The sequence below is a fragment of the Methylobacterium oryzae genome, from assembly GCF_021398735.1.
In the GTDB taxonomy this organism is placed as follows: Bacteria; Pseudomonadota; Alphaproteobacteria; order Rhizobiales; family Beijerinckiaceae; genus Methylobacterium.
In genome coordinates, this window is record NZ_CP090351.1 from 11,662 (window position 1) to 27,145 (window position 15,484).

The 15,484-nt window shown below is 65.0% G+C and carries 26 protein-coding genes; 24 read left to right on the forward strand and 2 right to left on the reverse strand.

Annotated features, from left to right (window positions below):
* Nucleotides 1-33: 33 nt before the first annotated feature.
* Both LXM90_RS30680 and LXM90_RS30685 read left to right on the forward strand, forming a co-directional pair.
* Nucleotides 34-2,544, forward strand: coding sequence for a ribonucleoside-diphosphate reductase (locus tag LXM90_RS30680; RefSeq protein WP_234083426.1), 2,511 nt, complete (start codon nt 34-36; stop codon nt 2,542-2,544).
* Nucleotides 2,544-2,702: a hypothetical protein gene (locus LXM90_RS30685; protein WP_234083427.1), complete on the forward strand. Its 159-nt coding sequence runs from the start codon at nt 2,544-2,546 to the stop codon at nt 2,700-2,702. Before LXM90_RS30680 ends, LXM90_RS30685 begins: the two co-directional genes overlap by 1 nt.
* A 45-nt stretch (nt 2,703-2,747) precedes the next feature.
* Here the strand turns inward: LXM90_RS30685 and LXM90_RS30690 are convergent, their stop codons facing one another.
* Nucleotides 2,748-3,182 (reverse strand): hypothetical protein, encoded by a 435-nt coding sequence (locus LXM90_RS30690; protein WP_234083430.1) that lies wholly within the window; start codon nt 3,180-3,182, stop codon nt 2,748-2,750.
* Nucleotides 3,183-3,458: 276 nt separating this feature from the next.
* Between LXM90_RS30690 and LXM90_RS30695 the strand changes: the two genes are divergently transcribed.
* The 6 genes from LXM90_RS30695 (at nt 3,459) to LXM90_RS30720 (ending at nt 6,418) form a co-directional block, all read left to right on the forward strand.
* On the forward strand, nt 3,459-3,689 hold the full coding sequence (locus tag LXM90_RS30695) for a hypothetical protein (protein WP_234083431.1): 231 nt from the start codon (nt 3,459-3,461) through the stop codon (nt 3,687-3,689).
* A 13-nt stretch (nt 3,690-3,702) separates the two neighbouring features.
* On the forward strand, nt 3,703-4,593 hold the full coding sequence (locus tag LXM90_RS30700) for a hypothetical protein (RefSeq protein WP_234083432.1): 891 nt from the start codon (nt 3,703-3,705) through the stop codon (nt 4,591-4,593).
* 64 nt (nt 4,594-4,657) lie between these two features.
* Nucleotides 4,658-4,933, forward strand: coding sequence for a hypothetical protein (locus LXM90_RS30705; protein ID WP_234083433.1), 276 nt, complete (start codon nt 4,658-4,660; stop codon nt 4,931-4,933).
* Nucleotides 4,930-5,565, forward strand: coding sequence for a dUTP diphosphatase (dut, locus tag LXM90_RS30710; protein WP_234083434.1), 636 nt, complete (start codon nt 4,930-4,932; stop codon nt 5,563-5,565). The genes LXM90_RS30705 and dut overlap by 4 nt, the downstream gene beginning before the upstream one ends.
* On the forward strand, nt 5,562-5,819 hold the full coding sequence (locus LXM90_RS30715; protein ID WP_234083437.1) for a hypothetical protein: 258 nt from the start codon (nt 5,562-5,564) through the stop codon (nt 5,817-5,819). Before dut ends, LXM90_RS30715 begins: the two co-directional genes overlap by 4 nt.
* On the forward strand, nt 5,816-6,418 hold the full coding sequence (locus tag LXM90_RS30720; protein WP_234083438.1) for an AAA family ATPase: 603 nt from the start codon (nt 5,816-5,818) through the stop codon (nt 6,416-6,418). The genes LXM90_RS30715 and LXM90_RS30720 overlap by 4 nt, the downstream gene beginning before the upstream one ends.
* Nucleotides 6,419-6,498: 80 nt before the next feature.
* Here the strand turns inward: LXM90_RS30720 and LXM90_RS30725 are convergent, their stop codons facing one another.
* On the reverse strand, nt 6,499-7,788 hold the full coding sequence (locus LXM90_RS30725) for a HEPN/Toprim-associated domain-containing protein (RefSeq protein ID WP_267965808.1): 1,290 nt from the start codon (nt 7,786-7,788) through the stop codon (nt 6,499-6,501).
* Nucleotides 7,789-8,036: 248 nt separating this feature from the next.
* On the opposite strand from LXM90_RS30725, the gene LXM90_RS30730 reads away from it, so the two are divergent.
* From LXM90_RS30730 to LXM90_RS30805, 16 genes are all read left to right on the forward strand, one after another.
* The gene (locus LXM90_RS30730; RefSeq protein WP_234083440.1) at nt 8,037-8,414 is read left to right on the forward strand and encodes a hypothetical protein; all 378 of its coding nucleotides are present in this window, start codon (nt 8,037-8,039) and stop codon (nt 8,412-8,414) included.
* On the forward strand, nt 8,411-8,710 hold the full coding sequence (locus LXM90_RS30735) for a hypothetical protein (RefSeq protein ID WP_234083441.1): 300 nt from the start codon (nt 8,411-8,413) through the stop codon (nt 8,708-8,710). The genes LXM90_RS30730 and LXM90_RS30735 overlap by 4 nt, the downstream gene beginning before the upstream one ends.
* The gene (locus LXM90_RS30740) at nt 8,707-9,288 is read left to right on the forward strand and encodes a 3'-5' exonuclease (protein WP_234083444.1); all 582 of its coding nucleotides are present in this window, start codon (nt 8,707-8,709) and stop codon (nt 9,286-9,288) included. The genes LXM90_RS30735 and LXM90_RS30740 overlap by 4 nt, the downstream gene beginning before the upstream one ends.
* Complete coding sequence (locus tag LXM90_RS30745) at nt 9,278-9,574, forward strand: hypothetical protein (RefSeq protein WP_234083445.1); 297 nt, start codon at nt 9,278-9,280, stop codon at nt 9,572-9,574. The genes LXM90_RS30740 and LXM90_RS30745 overlap by 11 nt, the downstream gene beginning before the upstream one ends.
* Complete coding sequence (locus LXM90_RS30750) at nt 9,571-9,882, forward strand: hypothetical protein (protein WP_234083446.1); 312 nt, start codon at nt 9,571-9,573, stop codon at nt 9,880-9,882. The genes LXM90_RS30745 and LXM90_RS30750 overlap by 4 nt, the downstream gene beginning before the upstream one ends.
* Nucleotides 9,879-10,037: a hypothetical protein gene (locus LXM90_RS30755; RefSeq protein WP_234083448.1), complete on the forward strand. Its 159-nt coding sequence runs from the start codon at nt 9,879-9,881 to the stop codon at nt 10,035-10,037. Before LXM90_RS30750 ends, LXM90_RS30755 begins: the two co-directional genes overlap by 4 nt.
* 28 nt (nt 10,038-10,065) lie before the next feature.
* On the forward strand, nt 10,066-10,320 hold the full coding sequence (locus LXM90_RS30760) for a hypothetical protein (RefSeq protein WP_234083450.1): 255 nt from the start codon (nt 10,066-10,068) through the stop codon (nt 10,318-10,320).
* A gap of 35 nt (nt 10,321-10,355) precedes the next feature.
* A complete protein-coding gene (locus tag LXM90_RS30765) occupies nt 10,356-10,625 on the forward strand; it encodes a hypothetical protein (protein ID WP_234083451.1) in 270 nt (89 codons plus the stop codon).
* Between the two features lie 172 nt (nt 10,626-10,797).
* Nucleotides 10,798-11,703 carry a hypothetical protein gene (locus LXM90_RS30770; protein WP_234083452.1) on the forward strand — a complete coding sequence of 302 codons (906 nt, stop codon included), beginning with the start codon at nt 10,798-10,800 and terminating at the stop codon, nt 11,701-11,703.
* 201 nt (nt 11,704-11,904) lie between these two features.
* Nucleotides 11,905-12,717 carry a hypothetical protein gene (locus LXM90_RS30775; RefSeq protein ID WP_234083455.1) on the forward strand — a complete coding sequence of 271 codons (813 nt, stop codon included), beginning with the start codon at nt 11,905-11,907 and terminating at the stop codon, nt 12,715-12,717.
* A 73-nt stretch (nt 12,718-12,790) separates the two neighbouring features.
* Entirely contained in the window at nt 12,791-13,105 is a 315-nt protein-coding gene (locus tag LXM90_RS30780) for a hypothetical protein (protein ID WP_209651127.1), read from the forward strand.
* Nucleotides 13,106-13,124: 19 nt separating this feature from the next.
* A complete protein-coding gene (locus LXM90_RS30785; RefSeq protein ID WP_234083457.1) occupies nt 13,125-13,628 on the forward strand; it encodes a hypothetical protein in 504 nt (167 codons plus the stop codon).
* A gap of 81 nt (nt 13,629-13,709) precedes the next feature.
* Entirely contained in the window at nt 13,710-14,366 is a 657-nt protein-coding gene (locus tag LXM90_RS30790; protein ID WP_234083459.1) for a hypothetical protein, read from the forward strand.
* Nucleotides 14,367-14,445: 79 nt separating this feature from the next.
* Nucleotides 14,446-14,817: a hypothetical protein gene (locus LXM90_RS30795; RefSeq protein ID WP_234083461.1), complete on the forward strand. Its 372-nt coding sequence runs from the start codon at nt 14,446-14,448 to the stop codon at nt 14,815-14,817.
* Between the two features lie 15 nt (nt 14,818-14,832).
* Complete coding sequence (locus LXM90_RS30800; protein ID WP_234083463.1) at nt 14,833-15,303, forward strand: DUF1653 domain-containing protein; 471 nt, start codon at nt 14,833-14,835, stop codon at nt 15,301-15,303.
* Nucleotides 15,303-15,455 (forward strand): hypothetical protein, encoded by a 153-nt coding sequence (locus tag LXM90_RS30805; protein ID WP_234083465.1) that lies wholly within the window; start codon nt 15,303-15,305, stop codon nt 15,453-15,455. The genes LXM90_RS30800 and LXM90_RS30805 overlap by 1 nt, the downstream gene beginning before the upstream one ends.
* The last annotated feature ends 29 nt before the right edge of the window (nt 15,456-15,484 follow it).

A 15,484-nucleotide genomic window follows, 5' to 3' on the forward strand; every position in this document is an offset into this window, starting at 1 on the left:
CACTCTCCAACCCCGCAATCGAGATCGACGAAAATGGCAGGCCTTTCCCCCGAGTCGCTGACCCCGGCTCGCTCCTACTTCCCCGGCATGGGGCAGGCGGTCGCCGACCGCACCGTGAACCGCAAGATCCAGAAGCCCTACGCGGCGGAAGCCGTCGTCACCTTCAAGATCCCCCGCGACGACAGCACCTCGCTCGACAGCCAGGTCGCGGCCTACGCCAAGAGCCAGGGCTACGGGCTCGCCGACTACCACGTCGACCAGGGTGACGACGTCACCGTGTCCGGCTGGTTCATCCCGCCCTACACGATCCAGACCGAAGAATGGGCGGACGTCGCCTACCGGGTCGCCGTCGGCAACGCCTCCCTCGACCGGCGCCTGCGCCCGGCCGGCATGGATCCGGTCGACGCGATGTTCGACGCGGGCACCAACAAGGTGTTCACCGACGAGTTCGGCCGCATGCACCATCACCTGCGGCAGGCCTCGCTCCTCATGAGCGGCCGGCATCTCCAGCACGGCGACGCCACCCAGCGCGACCGCAACATGGAGGTGTTCACGAACTGCTCGACCAGCGCGACCACGTTCCTACTGTTCTACCTGCTGCTCAACGGCTCCGGCGTCGGCCGCGACTACTCGGACGCCATGATCCGGGCCGACCTCAACCAGATGCCCATCGTGGTGCCGGTCATCGACTGGAACCACGCGGACGTCGGCAAGGGCCTGATCCAGGGCTACCTGACGGAGCGCGACGCGCGCCACCTCTACGCGGGGCGCACGATCACCACCTTCAAGGTGCCGGACTCCCGCGAGGGCTGGGCCAAGGCCGTCGAGATCATCGAGCGCTTCGCGTTCGAGGGGCGCCGGGAAGAGGTCCTGATCCTCGACTTCACCGACGTGCGCCCGAACGGCGCGCCGATCGCCGGCATGCAGGGCCGGCCGGCCTCGGGACCGGGCCCGCTGATGGGCGCCATCAAGTCGATCGCCCAGGTTCGCGACGCCGGCATGGCCCCGTGGCGCGCGGCCCTCTACGCCGACCACTACGCGGCCGAGTGCGTGCTCGTGGGCGGCGCCCGGCGCGCGGCGCGCATGGCCACGAAGTTCTGGAAGGACCGCACGGTCCTGGACTTCATTTCGGTCAAGCGCGGCGGCTTCCTCTGGAGCTCGAACAACTCGGTCACGATCGACGAGGAGTTCCGGTCCGCGGTGCGCAAGCTGCACCAGCTCGCCGGCGGCTACGAGGGTGAGGGTCTCAACCTGCGCCTCAACCTGCTCCAGCTCTCGGGGCAGATCACCGACGACGAGGCGCACGCCTACCGGGTGCTGCGCGCGGCCGCCCACGCCGCCTACCACGACGGCACGGGCGAGCCGGGCTTCATCAACCAGGACAAGCTGACCTCGAAGCCGGAAGGCCTGGACGCCTACCTCGACGGCCTGATCGCCGAGAGCGCCAAGTTCAAGCTCGACGTCGAGACCCTGCCGCTGATGAAGTCGCTGGTCGAGGCCTGCGCGGCGCTCGGCTGGCCGATGATTACGAACCCGTGCGGGGAGATCTGCCTCCTGATGCTCGGGGCCTACTGCGTGATCGCCGACGTGGTGCCCTTCCACGCATCGAGCGACGACGACGCCGAGGACGCCTTCCGCACGGCCGTGCGGGCGCTGATCCGGACGAACACGATGGACAGCCTCTACAGCCGCGAGGTGAAGCGGACCAACCGCATCGGCGTGGGCATGACGGGCTTCCACGAGTGGGCCTACGACCGCTTCGGCTTCACCTGGCACGACCTGGTCGACGAGGAGAAGTCCAAGGCGCTGTGGCTCACGGTCAGCCGGTTCAAGCGCGCCGTGGTCGACGAGGCCCGGTCCTTCTCCGAGCTGCTCGGCGTCACGGTCCCGCACACCGACACGACGTTCAAGCCGGCCGGCACCACCTCGAAGCTGTTCGGGCTCACGGAAGGGGCGCATCTGCCCTCGATGCGCGAGTTCCTGCGCTGGGTGCAGTTCCGCAACGACGACCCGCTGGTGAAGGTCTACGAGGAGAAGGGCTACCCTGCCCGGCGCCTCAAGAGCTACTCCGGCACGACCATCGTCGGCTTCCCGACCAAGCCCGCGATCTGCGAGCTGGGCGACGGGCAGTGGGTGGTCACGGCCGCCGAGGCGACGCCCGAGGAGCAGTATCAGTTCCTGCGCCTCCTCGAGAAGTATTGGCTCACGGGCGTCGAGGAAGACGGCGTCACCCCGCTGTCGACCGAGAGCGGCAACCAGATCTCCTACACGCTCAAGTATGACCCGAAGGAGGTCTCCTACGGCCAGTTCCTCGAGACGCTGATCGAGGGCCAGTTCTCTATCCGCTGCTGCTCGGTGATGCCGCAGGCCGACACCACGGCCTACGAGTATCAGCCGGAGGATCCGGTGACGAAGCTGGAGTTCCAGAAGATCGTCGCGGCGATCTCGAACGACAACGAGGTCAAGGAGGAGATCGGCTTCGAGCACGTCGACTGCGGCACCGGCGGCTGCCCGGTCGACTTCAACGAGGAGAAGGCCGCCTGATGGCGACGATGGAGTGCAAGGTGCGGATCCGCCAGGCTTGGTGGGTCCGCCCCTACATCCGCCTCGCCCGCTTCAACGCGAGCCTGGGCATCCCGGTGGACCCCGACCGCTTGGTCGAGACCATCCTCAAGCACGGGATCAGCTACGAGTTATCATAACATCGATCCCGAGGCTTTCGCCTCGGGATCTTCATCAATTTATACTTACGGAATTTTCAGCCCGTTACCGTCTCTATTTGCCAACCACCCAGCTACCTGAGAGCTTATCTGCGCAACTTTCTTCCAAAATTCTTTATCGTTAACTTTATCCCACATTGAGTGCTCAATAACAATCTTTCTAACCTTTTGAACCAATTCGGCCGGGAGATAACCTTCCTGGGTAGCCTGCTTTTTATTGGGTATGTCGAGTGGGTCGGGATCAAGCCCTGTCACATCCTTCAGAACCGCAACGACATTCCCGCCCTCATCCAGAGCTGTTACGAGAGTAACAAAATGATCGCCGTCTACTAGGCGATGATTCTCATATTTGCTTAAAAACCAGAATTTTCCATCTCGATCTAAATATGCCGTCGTGGCCCAGCTTGATTTACCAGGATCTGAAGTGTGCTTTGACTCTTCAAAAAGATGATCGCCTGACATGCCTACCCCACGATTGCATTGAGTGGACGGCCGAAAATCCGTCGACGCAGCCTAACTGTCAATGATTACAGTAAGAAAACTATCTTCACCGTTTGTGGATTAAATTGCCCGCCCATTCGTGCTGATCCTTGCGCTAGGGTTCGCGCTGCCGGCGCACGCCGTGAGAAAACCCGAGCGTCACGCGCTATAGATAATAAGTCAGCACTGACTGACACGAGAGACAGCCCAGGAGGGGCCCTGGTTCGCCCCTCGACCCCTCCCTTTTGGAGCACCGTCATGAACGAACTTCTGTCCGTCGCCCTCGTGTGCGCCTCGGCGATCCTGCCGGGCAACTGCAACCGCGAGACCGCGCTCGACGTGGTCATCGCCCCGGCCAAGTCGCCCTACGAGTGCCTGATGCACGCGCAGGCGATGGCCGCCGGCGCCGGGCTGCCGGGCGGTGCTGATCGCTACCTCAAGATCGACTGCGAGCGCCGCAAGGTGGCCGCGGCCGAGCCCCGCAACTGAGCCCGGATCCACCATGCTTCCCATCGTCCAGGTGATCGAGGACAGCGTCAGCCCGCAGGGCGAGCGCCTCACCTCCATCCTCTTCTCCAATCCCCGCATGGTCCATGCGGATTTCATGACGCACCGCGTCTTCTCCCGGAACGGCCGCTCCTCGCGCGCCGTGCCGACCAAGCGCCTGCTCGCGGAGCCGATCGTGGAGCCGCTGTTCTACGGCTCGAACAAGTCGGGCATGGCCGCGGGCGAGGAGCTCACCGGCTGGCGCTACTGGCTCGCCCGGGCTGTCTGGGTCGGCACGGCCCGGCTGACAAAACTCAGCGTGCGGCTGCTGCACTTCGCCGGGCTCCACAAGCAGTGGGCGAACCGGCCGCTGGAGTGGTTCGGCAAGATCGACGTCCTGGTCACGTCGACCGACTGGGCAAACTTCATGGCGCTGCGCGACGAGGCCGGCGCGCAGCCCGAGATCGAGGCGCTGGCCCGGGCGATCAAGGCGGCGCTCGACGCCTCCTCCCCGCGCGTCCTCCAGCCCGGACAGTGGCACATGCCCTTCGTGACTTTGGCGGAGAGGGAAACCATCTCCGCCAATGAGCAGCTCGTCCTCTCCACCGCGCGCTGCGCCCGGCTGACCATCGAGCCCTTCGACGGGAACGCCGACTACGAGGCTGAGAAGGCCCGCTTCGAGCGCCTGGTCATCTCGAAGCCGGTCCACGCGAGCCCGGCCGAGCACCAGGCCACGCCCGACGTGTTCACCGGCCTGCGCCAGCCCTGGAAGCACCCGCACCTGCACGGCAACTTCCGCGGTTGGATCCAGCACCGGAAGCTCCTCGACAGCGAGGCGGTGTTCGACCAGCCCTACGCCGGCAAGGCCCTGTTCCTGCGCCCGGCCGACGAGCCCGAGGCCGCATGAGATCGCCGGCCGCTGGACAACCTGCGGCCACATAGATAAGTCAGCGCTTACACACGAGGACGCGATGAGCGAGACCGGAACGGTCGACTTCAAGGACGAGGAGGGAGGCACGTTCGCCTCCGTCACCGTCGGCATCATCCAGCTCGATGCCGCCAATAAGCTGGAGCTGTGGCCGGGCTTCTACTTCACCCTGCCCGACCCCGACGCCAAGCCCGGCGCAACGGTGCAGCTCTACGGGCCGCACGAGACCCGCGAGGCCGCCCTCGAAGCGGCCGGCACCCTGATCCTGGATCTGGCCGACGCCAAGGCCCGCGACGTGGTCAAGGAGATCGCCGCGTGAGCAATCCCTTCCTCATTCCCGTGCGTCTCAAGCGGCTCACCGAGACCGCGGTTATCCCGACCTACGGCAGCGCCCAGGCGGCCGGCATGGATTTTCACGCTGACATTTCGCAGCAGCTCATCCTGGAGCCGGGCGGCCGCGCCACGATCCCGACCGGCATCGCGATGGCCCTGCCGGCGCACCTGGCACTGTTCATGTGCCCGCGCTCGGGTCTGTCGTCCAAGTCCGGCATCACCGTCCACAACGGCCCGGGCGTGATCGACGGCGACTATCGCGGCGGCGTCGGCGTGATCCTGCACAACACCACGCACCAGCAGTTCGTGGTGAACCCGGGCGACCGGGTTGCGCAGGGCGTGATCGTGCCGGTGTTCCAGGCCGTGTTCGAGGAGGTCAAGGAGCTCGACGAGACGGCGCGCGGCGCCGGCGGCTTCGGCTCCACGGGCGTCAGCAAGGCCCCCTCCCCTCCCCTCTCGGTGCTGGACCAGGAGGTTCTTCTCCCGTCGGGCAAGCCGATGGACCGCAACAGCGTGATTGGTCTCCTGGCGCTCGCACAGGCCGCGCGCGACCGGCGCGGGCACGGGGAGCTTCCGCCGCTCTGGCTCGAGGCCGCGCCCGAGGGAGACGCCGCGTGAGCACGGTTCGCCCCGGGCAGATCTGGATCTCGAACACCCGCCTGCCCGGCGGCGAGGCCCGCTACGTGCGCGTCGACCGGATCGAGGTGCAGACCTCGACCCAGACGGTGCTCGGCCTCTCCCGCACCGTCGAGACGCAGATCGCCCGCGTCTCGACCCGCCCGGCCAGCCGGGCAGAGTTCCGCCCTACCAACCGCTTCATCCGGCTCGCGCGGTTCAGTCGCTGCTACCGGCTCATCCAGGACACGCCATGATCGGGTTCACCGGCGCCAGCCGCACTGGCAAGAGCACCCTCGCGCGCCTCGCCGCCGCGAACCTCGGCTTCACCTACCACGAGATGCGGACGGCCGAGATCATGGCCGGCGGCGGCTTCGAGAACATCGGCAATCTGCCGATCGACGTGCGCATCGCCGCCCAGGAGTTCTACCTCAAGCGCTACGCGGAGATCATCGACGGCCTGCCGCGCCCGGTGCTGGTCGACCGCACGCCGCTCGACCTGATCGGCTACATGATGGCCGAGGTGGGCATGCACGCGACCACGCCCGAGCAGGGCGAGCGGATCCGCGTGTTCTGCGAGCGGGCGCTCACGCTCGCCAACCGCAACTTCGGGATCATCTTCATCCCGGTGCCGCTCCCGACTTACCAGGTCGCCGAAGGCAAGGCGCCGGCCAACCCCGCCTACCAGTGGCACACGCACTGGATCATGGAAGGCGCCGCCCAGATGATGCGCGGCCCGACGATGGTGCGGATCTCGGCGCTCGACCTGGAGACCCGGGTTAACGGCGTGTGCGAGGTCATCGTGAACTGGATGGAGACGAATGCTCGCAACAATTCTGCAAATTCGCTCCATTGACTGCTAGTTTCCATATATCAGATCATGCATATTCGTTTCCTGCCAACGGATTAGAACTATATATTATTGTGTAAATTCGATTATTTTGCTGACATTGCTATTGACTCCTCTATTAATTTTTCAATAATTTTTCTAATTTTCCCTGTATCATACGACCCGTCCAAAACGCTTTCGATGCTCTGGTCTAGGAAACGCCGCATGTAAGTCTCCTTGTGCTCAAGTGCGCCGTGCCATCGATCAACCTCTTTCTTATAGTTACTCCAGACCACCTCGGCGCACGGGCGGCCGGGAATTCTAAGATCAAGATAACATTCAATCGCTGCGGCACGTTCGTTAATATCACTAAGCCTGACGCCCTCAGGGCCACGCGCTGCGAACGCCTTAAAACTGTCAATCGAGGGGAGCATCATAGCTCTCATATTTGCGGGCTTTTGTAGAGTTAGAACTTTCGAATAAGCAAATAAACCTTCAGCGTCATTATCAAATACGAATATGATCCGGTTCTGTATGTCGATGCGCACGAGACCTTCAGCAAATTTTACGAGATTACCGGTGCCCGGAAAGGGATGACTTTGATCGACATCGATGAAGCGAAAAAAGTCTGCTATATCTGGATGCAAAATATCGATCGCGCGACGCAAAATCCGGGCATCAGAAGAACCTTCAGTTGCGACCAGGATCGAGTTCAGACGCCCCGCCCCGCCCTGGAACTGATCTTCAGCTACCCAGCCCGCGTCAACGATTGGGCCAAATTGCCAAACAACCTCCGCTTTGTGGTGTTTCTCGCTGCATCCAAATACCTGCAGCATCGAATACGGACTCAAAATGCAAACTATCGAGCCGAAATAGCTCCGCTCCGACCAATACATTCGCTGGTTGTAATCTTCAGGAATTCGGCGGATTTCTTCTCTAAGCGCACTAAATCTCCCGCGAACGATAGCATCGCAATCTTCAGTGGTTCCATCAATATAAATATTATCCAAATCAGAAATGTCGAAACGTCCACAAAACTCAATAAACTCTTGGAAATTCATGTAAACAATTTGACCATCTCCTTCTTGACCGCTGTCCCGCTGAACCTCTATCGCGTCGCGGACAACTGCTTCATATTCTTCTTTAGCCGTCTCTATGGTATGACCTAATAGATTCAATCGCGGAATCACCTGCCCAAGTCGACGAACAAAACAAGCTTCATTCCGGGCCAGCAATTCATCGTCGGGATTTTCAACAAAATACTCGTAATCGATCTCATCGGATGGTCGACGCTGCCGATCGTTCTCTTGGAATAGCGGCCCGTGATCATTACCCATATGATTTTTCGCATAGTCGAGGGTGATACCCCCTAGTTCCAATTCTATGGAAGTCCCCATTTAACACCCCATTGAAAAACTCATTGAAACAGCTCGCGGCAGCAACACGATTGCTCGCACTCTACTCATGACCCACCCGCCACGCTGGTCCCTCACTTTGTCCGTCAACCCAACAGCCGGAGGTTGCCCTTCACAACGTAACGGTATAGCACGGTAAGTCAGCGCTGACTGTGACATTCCGACGTCGCAACGCTACAAATGAGTCGCGACGTCGAGAACGCGACGCGCACACAGACTGGGAGGCAAAAGTGAGCGAGCGACACGAGTTTCATATCGCCTGCCGGGCCGGGGCCGATGCGCTCAACAAGCACCGGCCCGGCACCAGCGCAGCGGCCAAGCTGACGGTCCTCGCCGGTCGCCTGATCGAGGCGCCGAAGGCTCCCAAGCGCGAAAGCCCGAATGCGAGCAAGGGCGAATGGCCGACGATGCGCGAGGAGCTGACCCGCAAGGCGCTCCAGGCGGTCCAGGTCGCCAATGCCGCTCGCGACGCCGGGCGGATGACCGACCGGGACCTGTGGTTCGTGATCGATGCCCTGTTCGACGTGACCCACGGCCTGATCGCCGAGGACATGAGCGCCCTGCTCTACCGGGCGCGGCAGGAGCTCAAGGAGCACGCGCCGAAGTGAGCAAGGGCAAGGTGTTTCGCATCCGGGACGAGAAGGGGGATCTCGTCTACCGCGCCTTCAAGCAGGAGGCAGTCCGGGTGGCGCGTCGCGTCTCAGTAAAGACGGATCGCGTGGTCGAGATCGAGCGGGTGACGCTCGCGGAGATGCCCCGGCTCCAGCTCATCGAGGCCCTGTTGAACGACCATGCCTGGAGCGAGGGCGAGCCCGTCGTGGTCGCCCGCTTCCGGGACGGAGACGAGATCGCCGGCAGCCTCGAGGAGGATGTGCCGCTCACCGACGAGGAGAATGAGGCGTGACGCTGATCGCGGGTTGGGACACCGAGACGACGGGCTTGCAGCCGGGCGACCATCGCTTCGTCGAGGTCGCGATCCTCACCTACGAGCTGGAGTCGGAGAAGCTCGTGGACACCTACGTGACCAAGATCGACCCGCAGCGCTCGATCCCGGCCGACGTCCAGCGGATCCACGGCATCGGCCCGAACGACATCGTGGGCTGCCCGACCTGGTCCGAGATCGCCGAGGAGGTGCGCCGGCGCCTCGAGGAGCCGGTGTTCACCGTCGCCCACAACGGCGAGGGCTTCGACCTCCCCTTCATGAACTACGAGCTGGGGCGCCTGCGGCTGCCGGCTCTGACCAAGCCCGTCCTCGACACGATGCTGCGCGGCCGGTTCGCCACCCCGAACGGGGCGGTCCCGAACCTCGGCGTGTTCTGCGCCGCCCTCGGCATCGACTACGACCCGTCCCAGGCGCACCGGGCGGAATACGACGTGGACGTGATGATGCGCGCCTTCTTCAACGCGCGCCGTTGGCGCGCCTTCAAGGATCCCGACCTCGACTTCCTCTACCCCGCCCAGGAGATGTCCCTTGCCGCGTAAGCCCGATCCCCTGAACGACTTCCTCGATATCGAGGCTGGACGAAACCCGCGCTACGCCAGCTCGGTTTACCTCGCGTTCGAGCGGGGCATCCTCCGGGCGCCCGGCTCGCTCATCAATCTGACCTGGTGGCCCCTCGTCACCATGCTGTCGGGCTTCGCCTTCCTGATCGTGGGCCTCGCTCTGTGGGTGCTGATCCGCCTGCACTTCGTGGTGTTCGGTCTGCTGGGTCATCTACGCCCGAAGTCTGCCCAGGGCAGTAAGTCAGTGCTGAGTTCCCACCGATGATCGCGGTCAACGACAATCTCACGATCGCGGAGTTCAAGGCCTACGCCGCGCCCAAGCCCTCGATCGCGATGGTGATCGAGAACGACCCCGAGATCGCCCGCTACTACCTGATGGGCGGCGAGGGCTGGGCCCTCGTGCGCTTCGGCGCCTACCAGTTCGACCGACCTGTGCCGCGCCGCTTCATGGCCTTCCCGGTCGCGGCCGCGCCTCACCCGCTCTGCCCCGCGCACAACTACGCGCCGCCGGCCGCGCACCGCCCTCCCCTTCGCTCGAAGCTCCGTCCCTCGCACCTGCAGGTGGTCGCATGAACTGGCTCGCCTTCGTCGCCCTCGGCGTCCTCCTGGTCGGCACGGCGATCTTCGACTGGAGCGAGGGCCTCTACGGCGCCTGCGGCTTTCACGGCGTGCTCGGGGCGCTCGCCTTCGTAGCCGGCGGCCTGGTCGCTGCCGGCGTGCATCTCTGATCCCATTCGCACAAGCGAGCATGCGCCCATGATCGTCCTCGGCACCGAGATCCCCGACAGCGTCGTCACGGCGCTCACCAGCTACATCACCAGCGGGTCCGGCCCCACGGCCACCGCGATCGAGGGCCGCGCCACGTCGCTGCTCCTCGCCGTCGGCATCACCGACCCGAAGCGGATGGTCCCGCACCGGCTCGCCGACCGGCTCATCCAGAAGCTCCGCACGGCCGGGCAGATCCGGTGCGTGCGCGAGGGCCGGCAGCAGCGCTGGTTCGCCATCCCGTAGCCCATTCGCACAAGCACGAAAGCGAGCATGCCACCATGAAGGCTGTGAAATTCCACGGGGCGAACCTGCGCCTCTCGCCGCCCAAGGACTGGGACGAAGCCAAGCACGGCAAGTGCCTCACGATCTACGGCCACCGGAAGGACGGCCAGGTCACGACCGTCTGGGAGCCGACGCCCGAGGAGCGCGCCCAGATCGCCGCCGGCGCCAACATCTGCATGGTCGTCGCCGGCCAGACCATCATGCCGGCCGCGATGCTCGTCGCAGATATCCCGGCGGTTCCCGAAGAAATTGCAGAAACCGTCTAAAAATTCGGTTGCAATCCCCGAAGTCGCCTCACTATAGATAAGTCACTGCTGACTGAGTCCGACGCCTTCCACCAGTAGAACAATCAGGAAAGTCATGTCTCGATTTCTTCGTAACCTTCTGCTCGCCTCCGTTCTAGTTGCTGCAGCGTCTCCGGCTGCCGCTCAGACCTTCGTGCCGAACGTCCAGGGCACGGGTCAGCCCGGCATCGACGGTGGCACCATGATGATCTGGAATGCGCCGCAGAACTTCGATCCGACGACCTCTCTGCGGGTCGACCGGCACGTCGGCTCGGGCTCGGGTCAGATGTGGAACACCTATCACACCATCTGGGCGCTGGGCTCGACCAACCCGAACAACAAGGGCTTCGAGTGGGTGCTCACGGGCGAGCTGCACAACAACGCCCTCGCCTCGACCGGCGCCCAGAACGTCGCGGTGAACGGCACCGCCTTCAAGGAGTCGAACGGCATCGGGCCGGTCGGTCCGACCTGGGCGGGCAACTTCAACTGCTCGGACACCACGGGTGAGGAAGACCCGGTCGCCTCGTGCATCGGCACCGAGATCGACGTCTCGACCACGGCCCACGGCACCGACAAGAACCGGCAGCGCGTCGGCATCCAGATCTCCATGTCCGGCACCAACGGCGCCCACTCGGGCTACGGCATCATGATGGGCACGCCGGCCGGCGGCTGGATCGACCGCGGCATCGGCTTCCTGGGTCAGGGCGGGCAGTTCCAGATCGGCCTCGACACCACGCAGGCCTACTTCTCCAAGGCCGCGATCATGATGGCCCCGAACCAGTTCTTCGCGGTCGACGGCGACAACGACGGCAACTTCAAGCACTTCTGGGACTTCGACGGCAGCGCCAGCGCGCTCCGATACCTCACCCCGGGCGGGCCGATGCTCTCGGTCCACGACGACGGCCTGGTCGAGGTCGGCCGGCTCGCCAACACCATCCCGCACGTCCCGACCTCGTCGTTCGGCTCCTGCGTGAAGGGCGAGCAGGCCTACAACGCCAGCTACTTCTTCCAGTGCGTCGACACCAACCACTGGAAACGCGCCGCGCTCCAGGACTTCTGAGCCTCGCACATCGTGACCGAGCGGCCGGGGCTGGACCCCGGCCGTTTGGCGGCAAGCGCGCATCAGCGCATGCGCGCAAGAGCGAAAGCTCCCTTCCTGATCCAAGTCGTTCCAGCCGCATCGCCGAGTTCTCGTAGCTATAACGAGATTGTCGAGAGCAAGAGAGCAACGACGACAGCAACAGAGAAGGAGAACACACAGATGAACGACGCGAGCACCACCGTGATGACTGCCGAAGCCGATGAGCTGGACGCTCTGCTGGGCGGCCTGGACATTCCCGACGAGACCATTGTCGACGTGCAAGCGGTCAGCGACGTCGCCGCCGACGACGTGATCGAGGAGCCGGCGACCGAGGACGGCCAGGTGGAGCTCGCGGCCACCGACGAGACGATCCTCGACGAGGAGACCGCCTCCGCGATCGAGGCCGAGATGCAGCTCCAGGAGGCCCGCGAGGAGGTCTACGCCAGCCACGAGGGCGGCCCGGTCATCGACCTCGAGGCCACCGACGTCCCCCCGGCCGCCGCCAAGCCGAAGAAGGCTGCCGGCCCGGCGAAGACCCGCACCCCGCGCGTCTCGATCGACGCCCTGCCGGTCGACGCCTTCGTGCTCACCACCCTCGTGCCCGACGACCTCGAAGCGAACAAGGCGGCCGTCATCCGCGCCTGCCCGGCGCAGAAGAAGGTCCAGGAGAAGTTCGAGAACCTGCTGGTGTCGATCCACCAGGGCAAGGCGCCGTCCACCTACGTGATGGACTGCTTCCGCGCCCTCGACGCCGCCGGCGAGATCACCTCCTCGGACATGGTCGCGGCGCTGAAGGCGACCAGCACCAAGAACGGCACGAAGACCTACGCCGAGGGCACCGCCCGCAGCCAGGTCGGCCAGATCATGGCGCTGTTCCCCGCGCTCAAGATCGCGGTCCGGGCCGGCAACAAGCTGACCGTGAACCCCGACAGCGTCCTGGTCCTGGCGCTCCGCACGCTCGCCGCCGGCCCTGCCCCGGCGGAAGCCGCCTGATCCACCGGGCGGGGCCGACGCGCCCCGCCCTCCCCTCGATCATTCGCGCATTCGAGCAAAGGAGCTTTCGATCATGCTGGCGCCGTCGGCCGCCTACGCCATCGCCTCCCAGTGGGGCAGCTACATCCACTCAGCCGACCCCGGGGCCTGTTTCTACGCCTTCCACGCGGGCGATGGCCGGCCCGTATCCGAAGAACATCGCACCCAGTGCCTCGCGCACCTCGACGGGACCGTGCTCCCCGAGGCCGAGGACCGGGTCAAGCGCACCTTCCCGCGCCGTCACGGCAAGCGGGGCCACGAGCACTGGAACGCCGTCGAGGACCTCAACGAGCTGCGGGTCCTGCGCGACTTCCTGATTGCAACCCCTCTGCGCGAAAGCGCGCATTAGCGAAAGGACCCAAGCGACCATGAAGAACCGTCACATCGCCCTCGCCCTCTGCTGCCTGCTGGCCGTCCCGGCGAACTCGATCGCCGCCTGCGCGGGCTGGGTCACGAACCACGAGGACGCGCCCAACGGGCACATCGAGGCGACGAACAAGGAGGCGCCGAAGGCGGCCCCGGCCCAGACGCCGCGCCCCGACCAGTCCAAGCTGCCGACCGGAACGCCCGAGCAGATCCGGGAGAGCCGCAACTACCAGGTCCAGGCGACCTTCATCGCCCTGAACAGCTTCGTGGATGGTGGCGCCTGCCCGAACGCCAAGTTCGACCCGGTCGGCGCGGCCACCCGGCTCTCCGAGGCCAAGTTCAAGACCGACGGCCTCGACCAGGCGAAGATCAAGGACCTCGCCGATCAGCAGCTCGCCTTCTACCGCGGCATGGAGGCGAAGCGCGCCTGCGACCTGATCTTCTCCGAGTTCGGGCCGACCGGCAGCGCCATCCCGGACGTGATCGTCAGCGCCGGCAAGAAGTAGGCCGCATTCGCTCACGCGCGCATGCGATCAAGCCCGCATGCGCGCACCGACACACCCAGCAATCGAGAAGGAAATTCGACCATGCGCGCATGCGCTCTTTCGGCCCTCGCCCTTGCTCTCGCCCTCACCTCCTCGGCCCAGGCCTACGAGGCGAAGAACGGCTCGCGCGAGATGAAGATCGTCCAGATCGCCTCGGTCAACGTCGTGGCCGCCTTCGTCTGCCGCAACGTCGAGCCCGACTCCGCGGGCCAGGCCGGCGCCATGAAGGGCTACGGCATCACGGAAGCCGATCTCGTGGACAAGCGCTACGCGGCCGACATCGCCGAGCTGACGGACCAGTTGCGCAAGGACCCGGTGAACGGCTGCAAGGGGATCGAGGAAGCGTTCGGCCCGCAGGGCACCGTGATCCTCGGCCTGGTGAAGCCGCGCGAGCAGAGGAAGCCGATCACCGAGCGCTTCCCGGACGGCTCGCCTGAGAACAAGGCGGCGCTGCTGATGGCGTCGAGCTCCTACGTCCGCGGCCAGTGCAAGGACATGGAGATCAGCCAGGACACCTTCGTGTCGACGCTCAACGGCCTGGAGGTGCCCCAGGACCACATCAACAGCCCGGCGCTGGCCAACGAGGCGATGAACCAGGTGGCCGCCTACGTGAAGGATCCGAAGGGCTGCGACACCGCCTGGGGCCGCTTCGGCGACCAGGGCAGCGTGATCGCCCACGTCATCACCAAGAAGCAATGACGATCGCAATGGCGCATGCGGGCATGCTCGCATGCGCCCATTCGACCAACTTGCACGCACGGAAGGACCTAGCCCCAGCATGAAGCGCGCTCTGACCGCCCTCGCCCTGATCGCCCTCGCCGGCCCGGTGCAGGCGCAGACCAACTTCCGGCACCAGCCGCAGCCCGACCACTTCGACAAGTTGAAGGCGATAGCCGTCATGTTCGGCGACACCCAATACGCCGACAAGGCCTGCCCCGGGCTCCGGGTCGACGGCGACGCCGTGACCAAGACGCTCTACGCCAACGGCATCGAGATGATGGACCTGGAGCCCGAGGGGCCCGAGGAGATCTGGCTCGGCCAGCAGAAGCGCCGCGGCAAGCAGGGCGCCCGCACCGCCTGCGAGGAGATCCTCGAGGCCTACGGGCCGGCCGGCAGCCGCTTCCCCGGCCTCGTTTCGCCCAAGCGCTAAAGGGAGCATGCGATCATGACAGCAACCGCGCTTTCGCCCAAGCCCGACTACCTGCCCGGTCGCGGCTCGATCTGGCGCCACCACAAGGGCACCGTCTACCGCGTGGCCGCCGTCTCCCGGCACAGCGAGGAGCCCGGCCAGTGGCTCGTGACCTACGAGCCGGTCGAGGGCGGCGACGCCTGGACCCGGGCGCATCTGTTCTCGGCCGAGAACCAGTGGGCGGGCTTCGCCGATAGCTGGGTCGGCGACGGCGGCACCGACCGCTTCACCTACGTGTCGGGCCCGCGCACCTGGCGCGACGAGCTGCCGGCCGAGCCGACCCGCGAGCAGCTCCTGGAGATGCTGGACAACGTCTCGGCCGCGGCCCGCAACCTGATCGTCCAGTTCGGCGGCCAGCTCTACCGGGACGACGCTGCCCAGCGCCGGCAGCTCGTGGACGAGGCGAGGGTGGTGTGCGACCGCCTGATCCGGGGCGAGGTCGCCTGATGGTGCCGTCGATCAGCCACTACGGCAATTCGGGCGTCCGGGGCCCGGTCCACTCGGGCTTCGGGTCCGAGCCCTCGATCGCCTTCTTCGCGATGGAGGCGGGGCTGATCGCCCTCTTCATCGCCGGCCTGGTGCTCCGGGCGCGGCGCTGATAGACGGCGCGCTTTCGCGCATAGGAGCA